The sequence below is a fragment of the Streptomyces sp. NPDC015127 genome, from assembly GCF_043080095.1.
Lineage (GTDB): Bacteria > Actinomycetota > Actinomycetes > Streptomycetales > Streptomycetaceae > Streptomyces.
In genome coordinates this window covers 64832-81382 of sequence record NZ_JBIBVE010000012.1, presented here as the reverse complement: position 1 = coordinate 81382, position 16551 = coordinate 64832, and the positions used below count along the sequence as shown (strand labels likewise).

The 16551-nt window shown below is 71.0% G+C and carries 16 protein-coding genes; 4 read left to right on the top strand and 12 right to left on the bottom strand.

Translation table 11 applies throughout. From position 1 onward, the window contains the following. Positions 1-291 precede the first annotated feature (291 nt). The 5 genes from rlmB to ACF08N_RS23805 form a co-directional block, all read right to left on the bottom strand. A complete protein-coding gene (rlmB, locus tag ACF08N_RS23825; RefSeq protein ID WP_392326691.1) occupies positions 292-1239 on the bottom strand; it encodes a 23S rRNA (guanosine(2251)-2'-O)-methyltransferase RlmB in 948 nt (315 codons plus the stop codon). Positions 1240-1333: 94 nt separating this feature from the next. Further along, positions 1334-2734, bottom strand: a complete 1401-nt coding sequence (gene cysS, locus ACF08N_RS23820; RefSeq protein WP_392326690.1) for a cysteine--tRNA ligase — start codon at positions 2732-2734, stop codon at positions 1334-1336. A gap of 135 nt (positions 2735-2869) precedes the next feature. Continuing rightward, on the bottom strand, positions 2870-3367 hold the full coding sequence (ispF, locus tag ACF08N_RS23815) for a 2-C-methyl-D-erythritol 2,4-cyclodiphosphate synthase (protein WP_392326689.1): 498 nt from the start codon (positions 3365-3367) through the stop codon (positions 2870-2872). Beyond that, on the bottom strand, positions 3357-4094 hold the full coding sequence (gene ispD, locus ACF08N_RS23810) for a 2-C-methyl-D-erythritol 4-phosphate cytidylyltransferase (RefSeq protein ID WP_392326688.1): 738 nt from the start codon (positions 4092-4094) through the stop codon (positions 3357-3359). The genes ispF and ispD overlap by 11 nt, the downstream gene beginning before the upstream one ends. A gap of 294 nt (positions 4095-4388) precedes the next feature. Further along, a complete protein-coding gene (locus ACF08N_RS23805) occupies positions 4389-4871 on the bottom strand; it encodes a CarD family transcriptional regulator (RefSeq protein ID WP_003953493.1) in 483 nt (160 codons plus the stop codon). Between the two features lie 604 nt (positions 4872-5475). Between ACF08N_RS23805 and ACF08N_RS23800 the strand changes: the two genes are divergently transcribed. Further along, entirely contained in the window at positions 5476-6144 is a 669-nt protein-coding gene (locus tag ACF08N_RS23800; protein WP_392326687.1) for a DUF461 domain-containing protein, read from the top strand. A gap of 175 nt (positions 6145-6319) precedes the next feature. On the opposite strand, the gene ACF08N_RS23795 is transcribed toward ACF08N_RS23800, so the two are convergent. Both ACF08N_RS23795 and ACF08N_RS23790 read right to left on the bottom strand, forming a co-directional pair. Further along, positions 6320-7000, bottom strand: a complete 681-nt coding sequence (locus ACF08N_RS23795; protein WP_018847140.1) for a response regulator transcription factor — start codon at positions 6998-7000, stop codon at positions 6320-6322. Beyond that, a complete protein-coding gene (locus ACF08N_RS23790; RefSeq protein ID WP_392326686.1) occupies positions 6997-8301 on the bottom strand; it encodes a sensor histidine kinase in 1305 nt (434 codons plus the stop codon). Before ACF08N_RS23790 ends, ACF08N_RS23795 begins: the two co-directional genes overlap by 4 nt. A 200-nt stretch (positions 8302-8501) precedes the next feature. Between ACF08N_RS23790 and phoU the strand changes: the two genes are divergently transcribed. Both phoU and ACF08N_RS23780 read left to right on the top strand, forming a co-directional pair. Beyond that, positions 8502-9179, top strand: coding sequence for a phosphate signaling complex protein PhoU (phoU, locus tag ACF08N_RS23785; RefSeq protein WP_392326685.1), 678 nt, complete (start codon positions 8502-8504; stop codon positions 9177-9179). Positions 9180-9337: 158 nt separating this feature from the next. After that, entirely contained in the window at positions 9338-9490 is a 153-nt protein-coding gene (locus ACF08N_RS23780; protein WP_392326684.1) for a hypothetical protein, read from the top strand. A 315-nt stretch (positions 9491-9805) separates the two neighbouring features. Here ACF08N_RS23780 and ACF08N_RS23775 read toward each other — a convergent pair whose 3' ends face one another. Next, entirely contained in the window at positions 9806-10225 is a 420-nt protein-coding gene (locus ACF08N_RS23775) for a hypothetical protein (protein WP_392326683.1), read from the bottom strand. Positions 10226-10402: 177 nt separating this feature from the next. Further along, positions 10403-11164, bottom strand: coding sequence for a phosphoglyceromutase (locus ACF08N_RS23770; protein ID WP_392326682.1), 762 nt, complete (start codon positions 11162-11164; stop codon positions 10403-10405). A 164-nt stretch (positions 11165-11328) separates the two neighbouring features. On the opposite strand from ACF08N_RS23770, the gene ACF08N_RS23765 reads away from it, so the two are divergent. Then, positions 11329-12603: an MDR family MFS transporter gene (locus ACF08N_RS23765; protein WP_392326681.1), complete on the top strand. Its 1275-nt coding sequence runs from the start codon at positions 11329-11331 to the stop codon at positions 12601-12603. A gap of 50 nt (positions 12604-12653) precedes the next feature. Here ACF08N_RS23765 and ACF08N_RS23760 read toward each other — a convergent pair whose 3' ends face one another. The 3 genes from ACF08N_RS23760 to mshA form a co-directional block, all read right to left on the bottom strand. Next, complete coding sequence (locus tag ACF08N_RS23760) at positions 12654-14330, bottom strand: glycoside hydrolase family 55 protein (RefSeq protein ID WP_392326680.1); 1677 nt, start codon at positions 14328-14330, stop codon at positions 12654-12656. A gap of 159 nt (positions 14331-14489) precedes the next feature. Further along, entirely contained in the window at positions 14490-14990 is a 501-nt protein-coding gene (locus ACF08N_RS23755) for a YbjN domain-containing protein (RefSeq protein ID WP_392326679.1), read from the bottom strand. Positions 14991-15004: 14 nt separating this feature from the next. Next, on the bottom strand, positions 15005-16345 hold the full coding sequence (mshA, locus tag ACF08N_RS23750) for a D-inositol-3-phosphate glycosyltransferase (protein ID WP_392326678.1): 1341 nt from the start codon (positions 16343-16345) through the stop codon (positions 15005-15007). Between the last annotated feature and the right edge of the window lie 206 nt (positions 16346-16551).

Below are 16551 nucleotides of genomic sequence, written 5' to 3'. Positions count from 1 at the left end.
ACGGCCCCGGCGGGCCCGATCTGTCCGAGACCCGTCAAGCGCGCCTCTTGAGCCTTTTCGACCGCCCTTTACCGGGTCTGCCCGATCCGCGCGTGCCCCGGGAGCACATGCGTTCCCGGGGCACGTACCGCTGCGGCCCGCCCCGGGGAAACCACCCCCGCACAGCACCGCCAACAACCCCTGCCCTGGCTCGCCACGGCCCGGGCACACTGGCCCGCCCCGGGGAAACCACCCCCGCACAGCAACCGCCAACGGCCCCTGCCCTGGCTCGCCACGGCCCGGGCAAACGCTTCAGCGGCGCTTGGCCGCCTCGTAGAGCACGACACCCGCCGCGACGCCCGCGTTCAGCGACTCCGCGCCGCCGGGCATCGGGATGCGGACCAGGTAGTCGCAGGTCTCGCCGACCAGGCGGGACAGGCCCTTGCCCTCGCTGCCGACCACGATCACGACGGGCCCGCCGAGTGCCTCCAGCTCGCCGACCTCGGTCTCGCCGTCGGCGGCGAGGCCGACGACGGTGAGGCCGGCCTTCTGGTACGACTCCAGCGCGCGGGTCAGGTTGGTGGCGCGTGCCACCGGCGTCCGCGCGGCCGTGCCGGCCGAGGTCTTCCAGGCGCCCGCGGTCATGCCGGCCGCCCGGCGCTCGGGCACGACGACGCCGTGGCCGCCGAACGCGGACACGGAGCGGACAACCGCGCCCAGGTTGCGAGGGTCGGTCACGCCGTCGAGGGCGACGATGAGCGGGTCCTCGCCGTCGTCGAAGGCGGCGGCCGCGAGGTCCTCGGGGTGCGCGTACTCGTACGGCGGGACCTGGAGCACCATGCCCTGGTGGTTGAGCCCGTTCGTCATGCGGTCGAGCTCGGGGCGCGGCGCCTCCATGATGTGAATGTTGCCGCGGCCGGTCGCGAGCTGGAGGGCCTCGCGGACGCGCTCGTCGTTGTCGATGAACTGCTGGACGTAGAGCGTGGAGGCGGGCACGCCGTCACGCAGCGCCTCGAAGACCGGGTTGCGGCCGACGACCATCTCCGAGGTGCCCTTGCCGCCGCGGCGTGCGACGGGACGGCGCTGGGCCTGCTTGGCCTTGGCGTTGGCGATGCGGTTCTTGACGTGTCCCTTGCGCGCGGACGCGGGCGGCGTCGGCCCCTTGCCCTCGAGTGAGCGGCGCCGCTTGCCACCGCTGCCGACCTGCGCGCCCTTCTTGTTGGACGTGCGGCGGTTCCTGCGCTGGCTGTTCCCGGCCATGACCTACCTGTTTCTGTAAAGCTCGCTCAAACAAAAGTGTGTATGTAAGGAAGTGTGCCGCCCGGGGGTCCGTGCGGCACATCGCGCCGCCGGCTCAGCGGGCTCCGAGGGTCCACCGGGGGCCGTCGGGACTGTCCTCGATGACGAGCCCGGACTGGCCGAGCTGGTCGCGGATGGCGTCGGCGGTGGCCCAGTCCTTGCGGGACCGGGCGGCCTCGCGCTGTTCGAGCACCAGGCGCACCAGGGAGTCGACCACGCCGTGGAGGTCGTCGCCGCGGTCGCTCTCGCCCGCCCAGCGCTCGTCGAGCGGGTCGAGGCCGAGGACACCGAGCATGGCACGGACCTCGGCGAGGCGGGCCACGGCGGCTTCCTTGTCGTCGGCGGCCAGGGCGGAATTGCCCTGGCGGACGGTGGTGTGGACGATCGCGAGCGCCTGCGGCACGCCGAGGTCGTCGTCCATGGCCTCGGCGAACGCGAGCGGCACGTCGTCGGCGGGCGCGACGACGCCCCCCGCCTTCTCCACGACGCGCTGCACGAAGCCCTCGATGCGGGCGAACGCGGACTCGGCCTCGCGCAGCGCCTCCTCGCTGTACTCGATCATCGAGCGGTAGTGCGGGGTGCCGAGGTAGTAGCGCAGGACGATCGGGCGCCACTTCTTGACCATCTCGCTGACGAGCACCGAGTTGCCGAGCGACTTGGACATCTTCTCGCCGCTCATGGTGACCCAGGCGTTGTGCACCCAGTAGGAGGCGAAGTCGTCTCCGTACGCCTTGGCCTGGGCGATCTCGTTCTCGTGGTGCGGGAAGATCAGGTCGAGGCCGCCGCCGTGGATGTCGAACGCGGAGCCCAGGTACTTGTGGGCCATGGCCGAGCACTCCAGGTGCCAGCCGGGGCGGCCGCGTCCCCACGGCGTCTCCCAGTCGGGCTCGCCCGGCTTGGTCGCCTTCCACATGGCGAAGTCGCGCGGGTCGCGCTTGCCGGTGATGCCTTCCTCGGCGGGCTGGCGCAGGTCGTCGATGTCCTGGTTGGACAGCGCCAGGTAGTCGGGGAAGGAGCGCACGTCGAAGTAGACGCTGCCGTCGGCCTCGTACGCGTGCCCGCGCTCGATGAGGCCGCGCATCATCTCGACCATCTCGGTGACGTGGCCGGTGGCGCGCGGTTCGTAGGTGGGCGGGAGGCAGCCGAGTGCCTCGTAGCCGTCGTTGAACGCGCGCTCGTTCTCGTAGCCGATGGACCACCACGGCCGGTTCTGCTCGGCCGACTTCTTGATGATCTTGTCGTCGATGTCCGTGACGTTGCGGACGAACGTCACGTCGTAGCCGCGGTACTCGAACCAGCGGCGCAGGATGTCGAAGTTGAGGCCGGACCTGATGTGCCCGATGTGCGGTGCGGCCTGCACGGTGGCGCCACACAGGTAGATCGAGACACAACCCGGCACGAGGGGGGTGAAGTCACGGATCTGCCGGGCGCTGGTGTCGTACAGGCGAATAGTCACGCAACAAGGGTAGTGGGCGCCGGACAGTGCCCCGCGCCCCCTGTGGGTAACGCAGGGCAACTCGTGATATCGCCAGGTGTCGCCCTGTGTCCCCCTGTCACGTCGGGCGGCGCCTGGCGATGCCTCGCAGCGGGATCAGGTGGTCCGCACGACCAGCGCGGTCGCGATGGCGGCGAGCCCCTCGGCCCGCCCGGTCAGGCCGAGCCCGTCGGTGGTCGTGCCGGACACGGAGACGGGGGCGCCCGCGGCAGCCGAGAGCGCCTTCTGTGCCTCGTCGCGCCGCTTGCCGATCTTGGGCCGTACGCCGATCACCTGAACGGAGACATTGCCGATCTCGAACCCCTCGGCGCGCACGATGCGGGCGGCCTCCGCTAGGAGGCTGACGCCCGAGGCGCCGGACCACTCGGGCCGGGAAGTACCGAAGTGGGCGCCGAGGTCGCCGATGCCGGCGGCGGAGAACAGGGCGTCGCACGCGGCGTGCGCGGCGACGTCACCGTCCGAGTGCCCGGCGAGTCCGTACCCGTCGGCGTCCTCCCAGAGCAGGCCCGCGCACCACAGTTCGCGGCCTTTCTCGAAGGCGTGCACGTCGGTGCCGATGCCCACCAGGGGAAGATTCAGCGGCTCAGAAGCCATCGGTGACCCTCCTGCGGGCGAGTACGGCCTCGGCGAGAACGAGGTCGAGCGGCCGGGTCACCTTGAAGGCCTCTTCGTGGCCGGGGACGACGACGACCTTCAGGCCGAGCTGCTCGACCATGCTCGCGTCGTCGGTGACGTCGCCGGTGACGGTCTCGTGCGCGCGCACGAGGGTGTCGTGGTCGAAGCCCTGGGGGGTCTGCACGGCGCGCAGCCTGGCGCGCTCGGGCGTGGCGACGACCGGCTCGGGCTCGCCCTCGGGCGCCGGCTCGATCTCCTTGACGGTGTCGGCGAGCGGCAGCGCCGGTACGACGGCGGGAGCGCCGTCGCGCACGGCCTCGATGACGGCGTCCACGGTGTCGACGGGCACGAGCGGGCGCGCCGCGTCGTGGACGAGGACGATGTCGATGCCCTCGGGGAGCGCGTCGAGGCCGAGGCGTACGGATTCCTGGCGGGTGTCGCCGCCGGGGACGACGAGGTAGTCCGTCCGCTCGGGCAGGGCGTGGGCGTCGAGGAGGCGCTTGACGTCGGGGGCGCCGTCGGGCGGTGCCACGACGACGACGAGGGAGACGGCGCGGGACGCGGCCATGGCGCGGACGGCGTGGACGAGCATGGGCGTGCCGTTCAGCGTGCGCAGGGCCTTGGGGGCGCCCGGTCCGAGGCGCACGCCCCGGCCGGCGGCCGGGATCACGGCCGCGGTGCGGTGGGGGCGTGGTTGGTCTGGCATCGGTTGCACTCCGGCAGGTTTGTTTCCTCGGCCGACATGGGTATGGCCTGGGATACCCCCGGCCGTAGGTTGGGGGAGTGCCGGGCGCGGCGCCTTGACCGGACCCTTCCGTGACACTGGTCTGCGCCAGCCGCCCGGGCCCGGCACACCACAACAGCGCACGGTGCGGTGTTTCGAGCGGCGGGCGCTCGATGGACCCATCGGCAGGGCACTCCGTGGACGAACATGCCGCAGCGCCCGGCGACAGGCTGGATGTTCCAGCATGTCAGCGGGCACCGCGGCATCAATCGTGCGTCAGGACGCGAGGACCTCGTCGAGCAGGGCCTCGGCCTTGTCCTCGTTGGTGTTCTCAGCGAGGGCGAGCTCGCTCACCAGAATCTGGCGCGCCTTTGCGAGCATCCGCTTCTCACCGGCGGAAAGCCCGCGCTCACGCTCGCGACGCCACAGGTCACGTACTACTTCGGCGACCTTGATGACATCGCCGGAGGCGAGCTTCTCGAGATTTGCCTTGTAGCGCCGGGACCAGTTCGTCGGCTCTTCCGCGTAGGGTGCGCGAAGAACCTCGAAGACCCGGTCGAGCCCGTCTTGACCGACCACATCGCGAACGCCCACGAACTCCGCATTGTCCGCCGGCACGCGGACCGTCAGGTCGCCCTGGGCGACCTTGAGCACCAAGTAGGTCTTGTCCACGCCTTTGATCTGGCGAGTTTCGATGGCCTCGATCAGCGCGGCCCCGTGATGGGGATAGACCACGGTGTCGCCAACCTTGAACGTCATGTGACAGGTACCCCTTCCGTGGCTATCCAGGGTAACACGGATACGGCTTCTTCTGAATGGCGTTTTCGCAGGTCAGGGCATATCTCGGGGCTTGACAACAGCGACTCGAACGTGCTGCGGGCGGCTTGTGGAGGGGGGTATTCGCAGGTCGGAGCGGCTGCGCGGGCACACAGAAACGCACACGTTACACACCGCACACCCCCCTTCCAAGGGCCCGAACGTCCTGATTTGCCGGGTTCCCGATGGCCGAGTTCGTGTAGTCCGTTCGAGGATCGGTCACCCGTACGGCCCCCGGCGACACCGAATCCCGAATTGATCACCTCGGGCTATTCGCAAGGAAAGCATGACGGTCCGGAAAATTGATCACCCGCGTTATGTGAACGGCGTGCGTATCGACATGATCGGAACACCTGTCCGACGTCCGAAAACCCACCCCGGCCACGGCGCCGCCGCCCGCCGCGAGTCGCCGCCCCGCGGGCCGTACGGGCAAAGGGCGGGTCGGGTGCGGGGCGCGACCAGCGGCTCGGTAACCTAAGCGCGAGCTGACGCCACAGGCCGGTGACAGCCGTCCAACAGTCCGTACGTCCTAGGAGATGCCGCCGCCGTGAGCAGCAGCCTTCGACGCGGTGCCCTCGCCGGCGCTGCCATCGTCTTCTCGATCGCCTCGCTCTCCGCCTGCGGTGCGGGCAACGACGCGCAGACCCTCGGCGTCAGGCCGGACAACGCCGCGACGGCCGTCGACAACCTCAAGCTCCAGAACGGGACCGTCATCACGCAGGCCGACGCCGAGGCCAAGGGCCCGGCCGTCGTCAGCGTCACGGTCTTCAACGACGGCACCCAGCAGCAGACCCTCGAAGCGATCACGCTGCCGGGCTCCGACGCGAAGGTCGAGCTCAAGCCGGCCAAGGGCTCGGGCCCCGTCACCGTCCCCGCCGGCGGCTCGGTGATCATCGGCGGCAAGGGCAACGCGTCCGCCGTGATCGCGGGCGGCCGCGAGGCGTTGGAGGACGGCGGCACGCAGGAGGTCGTCTTCCGCTTCAGCGAGACCGGCGACGTGAAGCTGCTGGCGTTCGTCGTCCCGGCCACCGGCTACTACGAGGGCTACGGCCCGTCCTCGGCGCCCAAGCCGCCGGCCGAGAAGCCCGCCGAGCAGCCGGCCGGCCAGTCGCCGTCGGGCACGCCGGCCGGCGAGGACGAGCAGCGCGAGGCCGCGGGCGGCGAGGCGGCGACCCCGTCGGACTCGGCGTCGGCGTCGCACGGCTCGGCCCACTGACGCACCAGGCATAACGGGAAGGGCGCCCACCGGTCGCGGTGGGCGCCCTTCCCGTATGCGTACCGGAGGCGCTCGATGCGTGCGCAGGCGCCGGAAGCGAGGTCCGGCGCCTGTTCCGCCGGGGCCCGCGTCCGGATGGCCTGCAGTCTTCCGTCAGCCGTCAGCCGTCTTCGGCCTACGGCTCGAACTTGTAGCCCAGGCCGCGGACCGTCACCAGGTAGCGCGGGGCGCCCGGGTCCGGCTCGATCTTCGCGCGCAGGCGCTTGACGTGGACGTCGAGCGTCTTGGTGTCGCCGACGTAGTCCGCGCCCCAGACCCGGTCGATGAGCTGCATCCGGGTCAGTACCCGGCCCGCGTTGCGCAGCAGCATCTCCAGCAGGTCGAACTCCTTGAGCGGGAGGTCGACCTTGCCGCCGGAGACGGTGACGACGTGGCGGTCCACATCCATCCGGACCGGGCCGGCCTCCAGGGCGGCGGGCGTGACCTCCTCCGGCTCACCGCGGCGGCGCAGCACCGCGCGGATGCGGGCAACCAGCTCCCGCGAGGAGAAGGGCTTGGTGACGTAGTCGTCGGCTCCTATTTCCAGCCCGACGACCTTGTCGATCTCGCTGTCCTTGGCGGTCACCATGATGACCGGGACGTTCGAGCGGCCGCGCAGCTGGCGGCAGACCTCGGTACCGGGCAGGCCGGGCAGCATCAGGTCGAGGAGGACGAGGTCGGCGCCGTTGCGCTCGAACTCGTCGAGTCCCTCGGGACCCGTGGTCGCCACGGCGACCTCGAAGCCCTCCTTGCGGAGCATGTAGGACAGGGCGTCGCTGAAGGATTCCTCATCCTCGACGACGAGCACTCGGGTCACGGAAGGACCTCCGGGGCAGGAATTTCGCTATTCGGATCGGTGTCGTAAGGCCGGTCGTCGTCCTCGTCGACGCGATCCGGGCCGGTGGTGGAGCGGTCCCGCGCGGCGCCCGCCTCGGGCAGCCGCAGGGTGAACGTGGAGCCCTGTCCCTCGGAGCTCCACACCGTGACCTCCCCGCCGTGCGAGGCGGCCACGTGCTTGACGATGGCCAGTCCGAGGCCGGTGCCTCCGGTGGCACGGGAGCGGGCGGGGTCGACGCGGTAGAACCGCTCGAAGATCCGCTCACGGTCCTTCTCGGAGATACCGATGCCCTGGTCGGTGACGGCGATCTCGATGAGGTCGCCCCCGGGTGCGCCGACCCGGCGGGCGGAGATGCCGACGCGTGTACGGGCCGGTGAGTAGTTGACCGCGTTCTCGACGAGGTTGCCGAGGGCGGCGGCGAGCTGGCCGCGGTTGCCCCAGATGCTGAGGTCGGCGGTCCCCGCCCGTCGCCCACCGCCACCCTGCTCGAGCCCTGCGGGCGCCCCTACATTCGAGGCCATGGTGATCTGCTTGGTGGACGCGGTGTGCCGGGAGCGGTCGATGGCCTCGGCGACCAGCTCGTCCACGCGCACGGGCTCGGAGTCCTCCAGCGGGTCGTCGTTCTGGACGCGGGAGAGGTCGATGAGCTCCTGCACGAGGTTGGTCAGCCGGGTCGCCTCGATCTGCATGCGGCCGGCGAAGCGCATGACCGCCTCGGGGTCGTCCGAGGCGTCCATGACCGCCTCGGAGAGCAGGGAGAGCGCACCGACCGGGGTCTTGAGCTCATGGCTGACATTGGCGACGAAGTCGCGCCGTACCGCCTCTATGCGGCGGGCCTCGGTGAGGTCCTCGACGAGCAGGAGGACGAGGCGCGAGCCGAGCGGGGCGACGCGGGCGGAGACGGCCAGGGCGTCGCCGCGGCCGGTGCCGCGGCGGGGCAGGTCGAGCTCGACCTGCCGTATCTCGCCGTCCCGCCGGGTGTCGCGGGCCATGTGCAGCATCGGTTCGACGGCGAGCTTCCCGCCGCGGACCAGACCGAGCGCGTACGCCGCGGAGCTGGCCTTGACGACCGAGTCGGACTCGTCGAGGACGACCGCGGAGGAGCGGAGCACGGACAGCACGGTGTCGACGCCGGGCGGCAGCACGGCATCGGTGTGGAGCGAGGTGCGGGTGGGGCGCTTCTGTTCCCGCTCGCTCCAGCGGAACGCCAGCACCGCGATGACGCCGGTGCAAAGACCGGCGATCGCTGCCGCTGCGGCGACCGCCGCGTTCACGTCCATGCATCCCAGGTTATGCGGGGTCGCGGACACTCTCCCAGCCAAACGGGTGGCACCTCGAACAGTCGTCGCCCAGAGTTCACCAAGGGGAAAGTGGTGGTTCATTTGCGGGGGAGCGTTCGGACCACTAAAGGACCGAACGTGGGAGCGTGGGGGTTCGGAGCCCCACCCGGACCCCGGTCGCATCAAGAGAGGGACACCCAATGCGGGACGCGTACCACGAGGAACTGGACTCGATCGGCGAGGGCCTGGTCGAGATGGCCCGGCTGGTCGGGTCGGCGATCGGGCGCGCCACGACGGCCATGCTCGACGCCGACCTGAAGCTGGCCGAGAATGTGATCGCCGCCGACCAGAAGGTCGACGACCTCCAGCACGACCTGGAGGCGCGTGCGATCGCCCTGCTGGCCCGGCAGCAGCCGGTTGCGACGGATCTGCGGATCGTGGTGACCTCGCTGCGGATGAGCGCCGACCTGGAGCGCTCGGGAGACCTCGCGCAGCACGTGGCGAAGCTGGCGCGGCTGCGCTTCCCGGACCGCGCGGTGCCGGACGACCTGCACGCGACGATCCTGCAGATGGGTCAGCTGGCGCAGCGCCTGATGGCGAAGGCGGCGGAGGTCATCATCACCAAGGACGTCGACCTGGCGCTCCAGCTGGAGCAGGACGACGACGAGATGGACCTGCTGCACCGCGCGCTCTTCCAGCACCTGATGGACGACCGCTGGAAGCACGGCATCGAGACGGCCGTCGACGTGACGCTGCTCGGCCGCTACTACGAGCGTTTCGCGGACCACGCGGTGTCGGTGGCCAAGCGCGTGGTGTACCTGGTGACGGGTGAGCACGCGGACGAGCTCCAGCACCCGACTGCCGTCGAAGGGGCGTAGTCGAGGGCGCGTTGCGGCATCCGGCGGCGCACTGGGGGGCGCTTGCGCGTGTGCGCCGTTGATGCGCCGGGCCTGCCGGGCATGCAATGGGCGAAGGCGGCATTTCCGTATGCCGGTGATGCGTGCGCCCTGCTGCGCGCGCCCATGAGGAGGCACCCATGGCCGAGTCCCCCATGACCGACTCCCCGCAGGAAGCGAGCTCCGTCGAAGTGGTCTTCCTGCCCGTCCTCGGCGCCTGCGGCTGCGGCTCGGGCTGCGGCTGCGGCTGCCAGCAGGGCGCGCCCTGCCAGTGCGGCAGCTGCTGCGGGTAGCGACCGGCGACGGCACACGGACGAGGCCCGTCCCCGGGGAAGGGGGGCGGGGCCTCTTTCGTTCTCCCCGGCCGGCGCGGCCCGGGCACTCATACGGCGGCGGCGCGGCGGCCGTCCCCTTGTCGACCGCGTTTCACGAGTCGATGTCGAGGGAGTCCCCATGTCCCAGCGCATGAGCCGCCTGCGCCGTACGGCCGCGGCCGGAGCTGCAGCGGCCGGTGCGGCGGTGTCAGGCGACCTGCGTTTACGCTGAGCGGCCCAAACAGCCGAAACGGTCCGCCGGAGTATCCGACGGACCGTCACGAGAGCTCACTTTCAGGACTTGCAGAGCTCGGGCTTGATGACGCCGATCTTTATGCTGCCCGGCTTCGGCTTCGGGTTCGGCTCCGGTTTGGGGTTCGGCTCCGGCTTCGGCTCCGGCTTGTCGGGCTTGTGCTCGCAGTACACCTTGCCCTTGTAGAACTTGCACCCTGGCATGTTCTCCACGTCCCGAGGCTCACTGTCCCTGCTCTTCTTGCCCTTGTTGCCCCGCTTGTCCTTCTTGACTTTCTTGCCCTTGCCGTCGCGATCGCCCTTGGCGCAGTCGACGTGACTGGCTGCGCTTGACGTTACGTCGTTGGGGTGCGGCGTTGCCGGAGCAGCGAATGCGCTCGAGGGCAGCAGCGCGCCTCCTCCGACGAGTGCGGTCGAAAGGGCAAGCATCACGAGGCGCTGCTTCCGAGAGGTGCGAGGCATGAGAGTTCCCCTTGAGTGGGATCGGGCGAATCGGGCGATTTCAGTAAGCCCACTGCTCGCGAAGCACGTCAGGTCACGACATTTCGGGGCTTGACCTGACGGCCCAGCGACGGCCCAGGACAGCAACAAGCCCCCTGCCCGCGGAGAAACCGCAGGCAGGGGGCTTGTTCGGTCGTGCTACTTCTTCTTGCCCTGGTTCTTCACGGCCTCGATCGCCGCCGCCGCCGCGTCCGGGTCGAGGTAGGTGCCGCCCTTGGTGACCGGGTTGAAGTCGGCGTCGAGCTCGTAGACCAGCGGGATGCCCGTCGGGATGTTCAGGCCCGCGATGTCGGCGTCCGAGATGCCGTCCAGGTGCTTGACCAGCGCGCGCAGGCTGTTGCCGTGGGCGGCGATCAGGACCGTGCGGCCGGTCAGCAGGTCGGGGACGATGCCGTCGTACCAGTACGGCAGCATGCGCTCGACGACGTCCTTGAGGCACTCGGTGCGCGGGCGCAGCTCGCTGGGGATCGTCGCGTAGCGGGCGTCGTTCGCCTGGGAGAACTCGCTGTCGTCGGCCAGGGCCGGCGGCGGGGTGTCGTACGAGCGGCGCCAGAGCATGAACTGCTCCTCGCCGAACTCGGCCAGCGTCTGCGCCTTGTCCTTGCCCTGAAGGGCGCCGTAGTGGCGCTCGTTCAGACGCCAGGTGCGGTGGACCGGGATCCAGTGGCGGTCCGCGGCCTCCAGCGCGAGCTGGGCGGTGCGGATGGCGCGCTTCTGGAGCGAGGTGTGGAGGACGTCGGGGAGCAGGCCGGCGTCCTTGAGCAGCTCACCGCCGCGGACTGCCTCCTTCTCGCCCTTCTCCGTGAGGTTGACGTCCACCCAGCCGGTGAACAGGTTCTTCGCGTTCCATTCGCTCTCGCCGTGGCGGAGGAGGATCAGCTTGTACGGTGCGTCGGCCATGGGCCCGAGCCTAATCGACACCGCTCGTACCCCGCGCGGGTGCCCGAGGAGCGGACTCGACCGACGGTCGATTGACGGTCGCCGTCAATTCGATGGCGCCCGGGAGCCGCGTCTCAGTAAGTTACGGACGCAGCCTCAGCCGCTTACACACCGGGGGTCCCGCCATGTCCGTCGCCTCGTTCAGACGCGCCTTGCGCGGGACCGTCTCGGGGCTGCCCGGGGGCTTCTGGTGGCTGTGGACCTCGACGCTGGTGAACCGTACGGGCGCGTTCGTCCTCACCTTCCTGTCGCTGTATCTGACGCAGGAACTGGGCTACTCCGCCTGGTACGCGGGCCTCGTCGTCGCGCTGCACGGACTCGGCGGCATCGCCGGGTCGCCGCTGGGCGGCATGCTCACCGACCGGTGGGGCCGGCGGCCCACGATGATCTCGATGCACCTGGCCGGTGGCGCGTGCGCCGCCGGCCTCGCCGTGGTGACCAGCGCCTGGGGCATCGCGGTCGTGGTGCTGCTGATGGGCGTGGCGATGCAGGCCGTACGGCCCGCGATCAGCGCCACCATCGCCGATCTGGTGCCGGAGTCCGGGCTGCGCCGGGCCTACGCGCTGAACTACTGGGCGCTCAACCTCGGCTTCGCCATCGCCGCCCTCGGCGGCGGCGCCGCCGTCTTCCTCGGCTACCGGACACTGTTCGTGGTCGACGCCTTCGCCACCGCCCTGTGTGCGCTGATCGTCTTCCTGCGGCTGCCCGAGACCCGTCCCGAGAAGCGGTCCGACGCCGCCACGGGCCCCTCGGACGACAAGCAGCTCACCGTGCTCGACGTGCTGAAGGACGCGCCCTTCCGGACCCTGGTCCTGCTCAACCTGCTCGTCTGCCTGATCTTCACGGCCCCGTGGGTGGGCCTTCCCCTGACCATGGCGGACGAGGGCCTCTCGGCCAACGCGTACGGCATGGTCATCGCGGTCAACGGCGTGGTGATCGTCGCGTTCCAGCTGCTGGTCAACCGGATCACCGAGAAGCGTTCGCCGGCCGCGCTGCTCACCGTCTCCTCGCTGCTCTTCGCCGCCGGTACGGGAGCGACGGCACTGGCCGGCACGCCTGTGGTGTTCGCGGTCACCGTGGTGGTGTGGACGATCGGCGAGATGGTGCACGTGCCGACGAACGCGGCCGCGACGGCCCGCCTCGCCCCCGAGCACGCCCGCGGCCGGTACCAGGGGGTGATGGGCATGTCGTGGGCGGTCGCCGGTTTCGTCGCCCCGATCCTGGCCGGCTGGGTGGTCGACGGCCCCGGCCCGGACGTCCTGTGGATCGGCTGCGCGATCGTGGGCTGTGTCGCCGCGGCGGGCTACACGCTCCTGCTGCGCCGGGCGCTGGCCGAGAACGGCACAGAGCCCGAGCCGGCCGGCGCCGCCCCGGAGAAGACCGAGCCCGTCGCCGGCTGACCGCCGCGCGTCCGTGCAGGGCGCGGCCCGGGCGCCGCGCCCTGCACGGGCTACCTGGTCAGCTCGCGCTGGGCCTCGTAGAGGTTCGCGGGGCGCACGCCGCCCGGGCAGCCGTACGCCTCCAGCCGGGTACGGAGATCCCCGGTGAAGTCCGGCACGTCGATCTGGTCGAACTCGCGCACGGTGCTGATCGCGACGGTCGCGCTGTACGGGGCGATCCCGTCGATCCTGATCAGACCGGCGCGCTCGTTGGTGACGGTCACGTTCCAGTGGGTGAAGCGCGCCCCGTACAGCGGTCCCGCGCCGGCGTCGCCGCCGTGCCTGCCGTTGTTGTTCACCGTGATCTCGGTGCGGACGTTGGCGAACGGCATCCCGCGGTGGGTGTCGAAGGTGCCCATCTCCATCACGCCGCGGGACCAGACGTTGTGACTCGACAGCCCTTCCACGTTGATGCCGTGCAACTGGGTCCCGGCGGGCGCGGGGACCGTGCGCTGCGCGATCGTGAAGTCCTCGGTCAGGTTGTCGTGCGAGCCCTCGCGGCAGAAGTACGGGTGGTGGCTGCCGCGGCCCTCGACCCGGGTGCGCCGCAGGGTGCACGCGGAGGCGGCGACGAGGCCGAAGCCGTTGTCGACGTGGCGGACGATGACGTCGTCGGCCCAGCAGTCGTACGCACACTGGAAGATGACGCCGTTGTAGCCCTTGTCCAGCAGGTGCGGGGCCTGCGGGGTCAGGACGGCCTCCAGGGTCAGTCCCTCGACGCCGGAGCCGGTGAGCGGGGAGACAAGGGTCGTCAGCCGGGGGTCCCACTCGGGGCGTACGTCCAGCGGCAGCGGGCGTTCGAGGGTCACGCGGTCGCGCGCGACGGCCGTGATGCGCACAGGCCACTCGTAGGGGACGTACGAGGTCAACTTGGTCTTGTCGTCCCAGACATAGGACGCCGCGCCCTCGCCGTCGCCCGCCATGTGCGCCAGCAGCGTGTGGCCGGCGTCGTCGGCCACACGCAGCAGCACGAGCTGTCCGCGGCGCAGCTTCGAGGTGTCGTGGACGGTGATCGACCGGTCGCCGCGGCGGGCGGGGGCGACGGTGGTGAGCGTGGTCCACTCGTCGCGCCTGTTGCCGGTCCAGCCCTCGAAGGGCCATGCCTTCGACCTGATGGCCTCGGTGAGGGAGTCCCAACGGCCCTGCGGACAGAGCCAGATGAGGCCGCCCGCCCAGGACCAGGACGACTTGTCGCCGCCGTAGCGGGACCCGTAGGCGCCGATGAGTTCGGTGAGGTTCCTGGTGGCGAGGAGCGTGGTGCGGCCGCTGCCGGCGCCGCGCAGGACGACGTTGCTGTGGCCGATGCGGATGACGTCGTCGACGCGGTAGGTGCCGGGCGGGACGACGACCGTGCCTCCGCCTCGCTCCCCCACTTCGGCTATGGCGCGGTTGATGGCGGGGGCGGCGTCGGTGGACCCGTCGCCGCGGGCCCCGTGGTCGCGGACGTCGGCCCTCACGGGGAGGCGCGGCGGACGTTCGGCGCCGGCGCGCTGTCCGGCCCGTCCGACGTACGGGATCTGCGGGTGGGTGCAGGGAGCGCGGCGGTACTCGCGCCAGAGGGGGGACGTGGCGTGTGCGGCGGCCGCCGCCGGGGGTGCGGCGATGCCGCCCGCGGCCCAGGCCGCGGCAACGGCTGTCGCACCGCCCAGCAGGGTGCGTCTGCTGAGGGAGTGCCGGTCGGTCCCCATGAGCCCACCTTTCATGCATGTGAACGACGTTCATGTCTGCGTCGGCGGTGAGCATGCCACGGCGTCCCGGGGCGCGGAAGGGGTCGCGCACGGGTCACGGGTGAGGAGGCACGGAAGAGGAGAGCGGTGCGGCAGGACGGTCGGCCGCGGCCCGGCGGGTCAGTCGGCGGGGCGCTGGGTCAGGTTGGTGAACGCGTCCAGGTTGCGCGTCGATTCGCCGCGCGACACGCGCCACGCGTACTCCCGGCGGATCGCGCTCGCGAAGCCCAGTTCGAGGAGCGTGTTGAACGAGCCGTCCGCCGCTTCCAGGATCGTGCCGAGCAGCCGGTCCAGTTCCTCGGGAGTGACCACGGACAGCGGGAGTTTGCCGACGAGATAGATGTCGCCGAGCCGGTCGACGGCGTAACTGACCCCGTACAGCTTGAGGTTGCGCTCCAGGAGCCAACGGTGGACTGCCGCGTCGTTCTCGTCGGGGTGGCGGATGACGAAGGCGTTGACGGAGAGCGAGTGCCTGCCGACCAGCAGGGAGCAGGTCGTCGACAGCTTGCGGGTGCCGGGAAGTTTGACGACGTACGAGCCCTTGTCCGGGCTCTCCCATTCGAGTTCCGCGTCCTTCAGGGTCTGCTCGATGACCTGCGTCGCGCGCTCTGCGTCAGCCATGCAGGGAGCGTACGTCAGAGGTGGTGGGCCCGCGTGCGGTGCCGGTGGTCGTGCATCGCCGCCGTGTACACGTCCGCCGTCGCCGACGCCGCCGTGCCCCAGCCGAAGGACTGGGCGTGCCGGGCGGCGGCCGCGCCCATGCGGTCGGTCAGCGACGGGTTCCGCACGAAGCTCGCCAGGACGTCCGCGTAATGGGCGGGGTCGTGGCCGGGGACGAGGAAGCCCGTCTCCTCGTCGCGCACCGCGACCGGGAGCCCGCCGACCGCGGCGGCCACCACCGGCGTGCCGGTCGCCTGGGCCTCGACCGCCACCAGCCCGAAGGACTCGCTGTACGAGGGCATGACCAGCACGGACGCGGCCCGGAACCAGTCCGCGAGCTGGGCCTGCCGGACCGGGGGCCGGAAGTGCACGACGTCCGCGATACCGAGCCGGGCGGCGAGCTTCTGCAGCCCCTCGGGCTTGGCCAGGCCGCTGCCGCTGGGGCCGCCGACCACCGGCACATGGATGCGGTGGCGCAGGGCCGGGTCCCGCTCCAGCAGCAGCGCGACGGCGCGCAGCAGGATGTCAGGGGCCTTCAAGGGCTGTATGCGGCCCGCGAACAGGGGGATGAACGCGTCCTGCGGCAGCCCGAGGCGGGACCGCGCCGCGGCGCGCCCGTCGTGCGGCCGGAAGACGTCGAGGTTGACGCCCGGGTGGACGACGGCGACCTTCGCCGGGTCGGCGTCGTAGAAGCGGGCGAGTTCGTCGGCCTCCTCCGCCGTGTTGGCGATCAGCCGGTCGGCGGCGCCCACTATCTGGGTCTCGCCGATGACGCGGGAGGCCGGCTCGGGGGTGTCGCCCTCGGCGAGCGCGGCGTTCTTGACCTTGGCCATGGTGTGCATGGCGTGGACGAGGGGGACGCCCCAGCGTTCGGCGGCGAGCCAGCCGACGTGCCCGGAGAGCCAGTAGTGGGAGTGGACGAGGTCGTAGTGCCCGGGCCGGTGGCCCGCCCACGCCTGCATCACGCCGTGCGTGAAGGCGCACAGCTGGGGCGGCAGGTCCTCCTTGGCCAGCCCCTCGTAGGGGCCCGCGTCGACGTGCCGGACGAGGACGCCCGGGGCGAGCTCGACGACCGGACGCAGACCGCCGGCGGTGGCCCGGGTGAAGATCTCCACCTCGATGTTGATGGCCGCGAGCCGCTTGGCGAGCTCGACGATGTACACGTTCATGCCGCCCGCGTCGCCCGTGCCGGGCTGGTGCAGCGGGGAGGTGTGGACGCTGAGCATCGCAATCCTGCGCGGCTTGCGGTGAGCGCCGGGGAACCGGAGGCGGGGTGCCATCCGTGCGCTGCCGAGGCGGGAGACATATTGGCTCACGTCGGCGGTCCTCTCGCTGCGGGCAGGGCGAAATGCGGGGCTGGGGTCCCGCACGCCTGCACAACAGCGGAGCGGACACTTCCATTTCCCCGCTCATGCCACTTTGCCAAATCATTACCCTCGGCTCGACCGGGATCACAGCGCGTACGGCCCGAGCCGGCTGCCTGGCCCCGTACCCCAGTGCGCCCCCTGGGGCCGCACGCCTC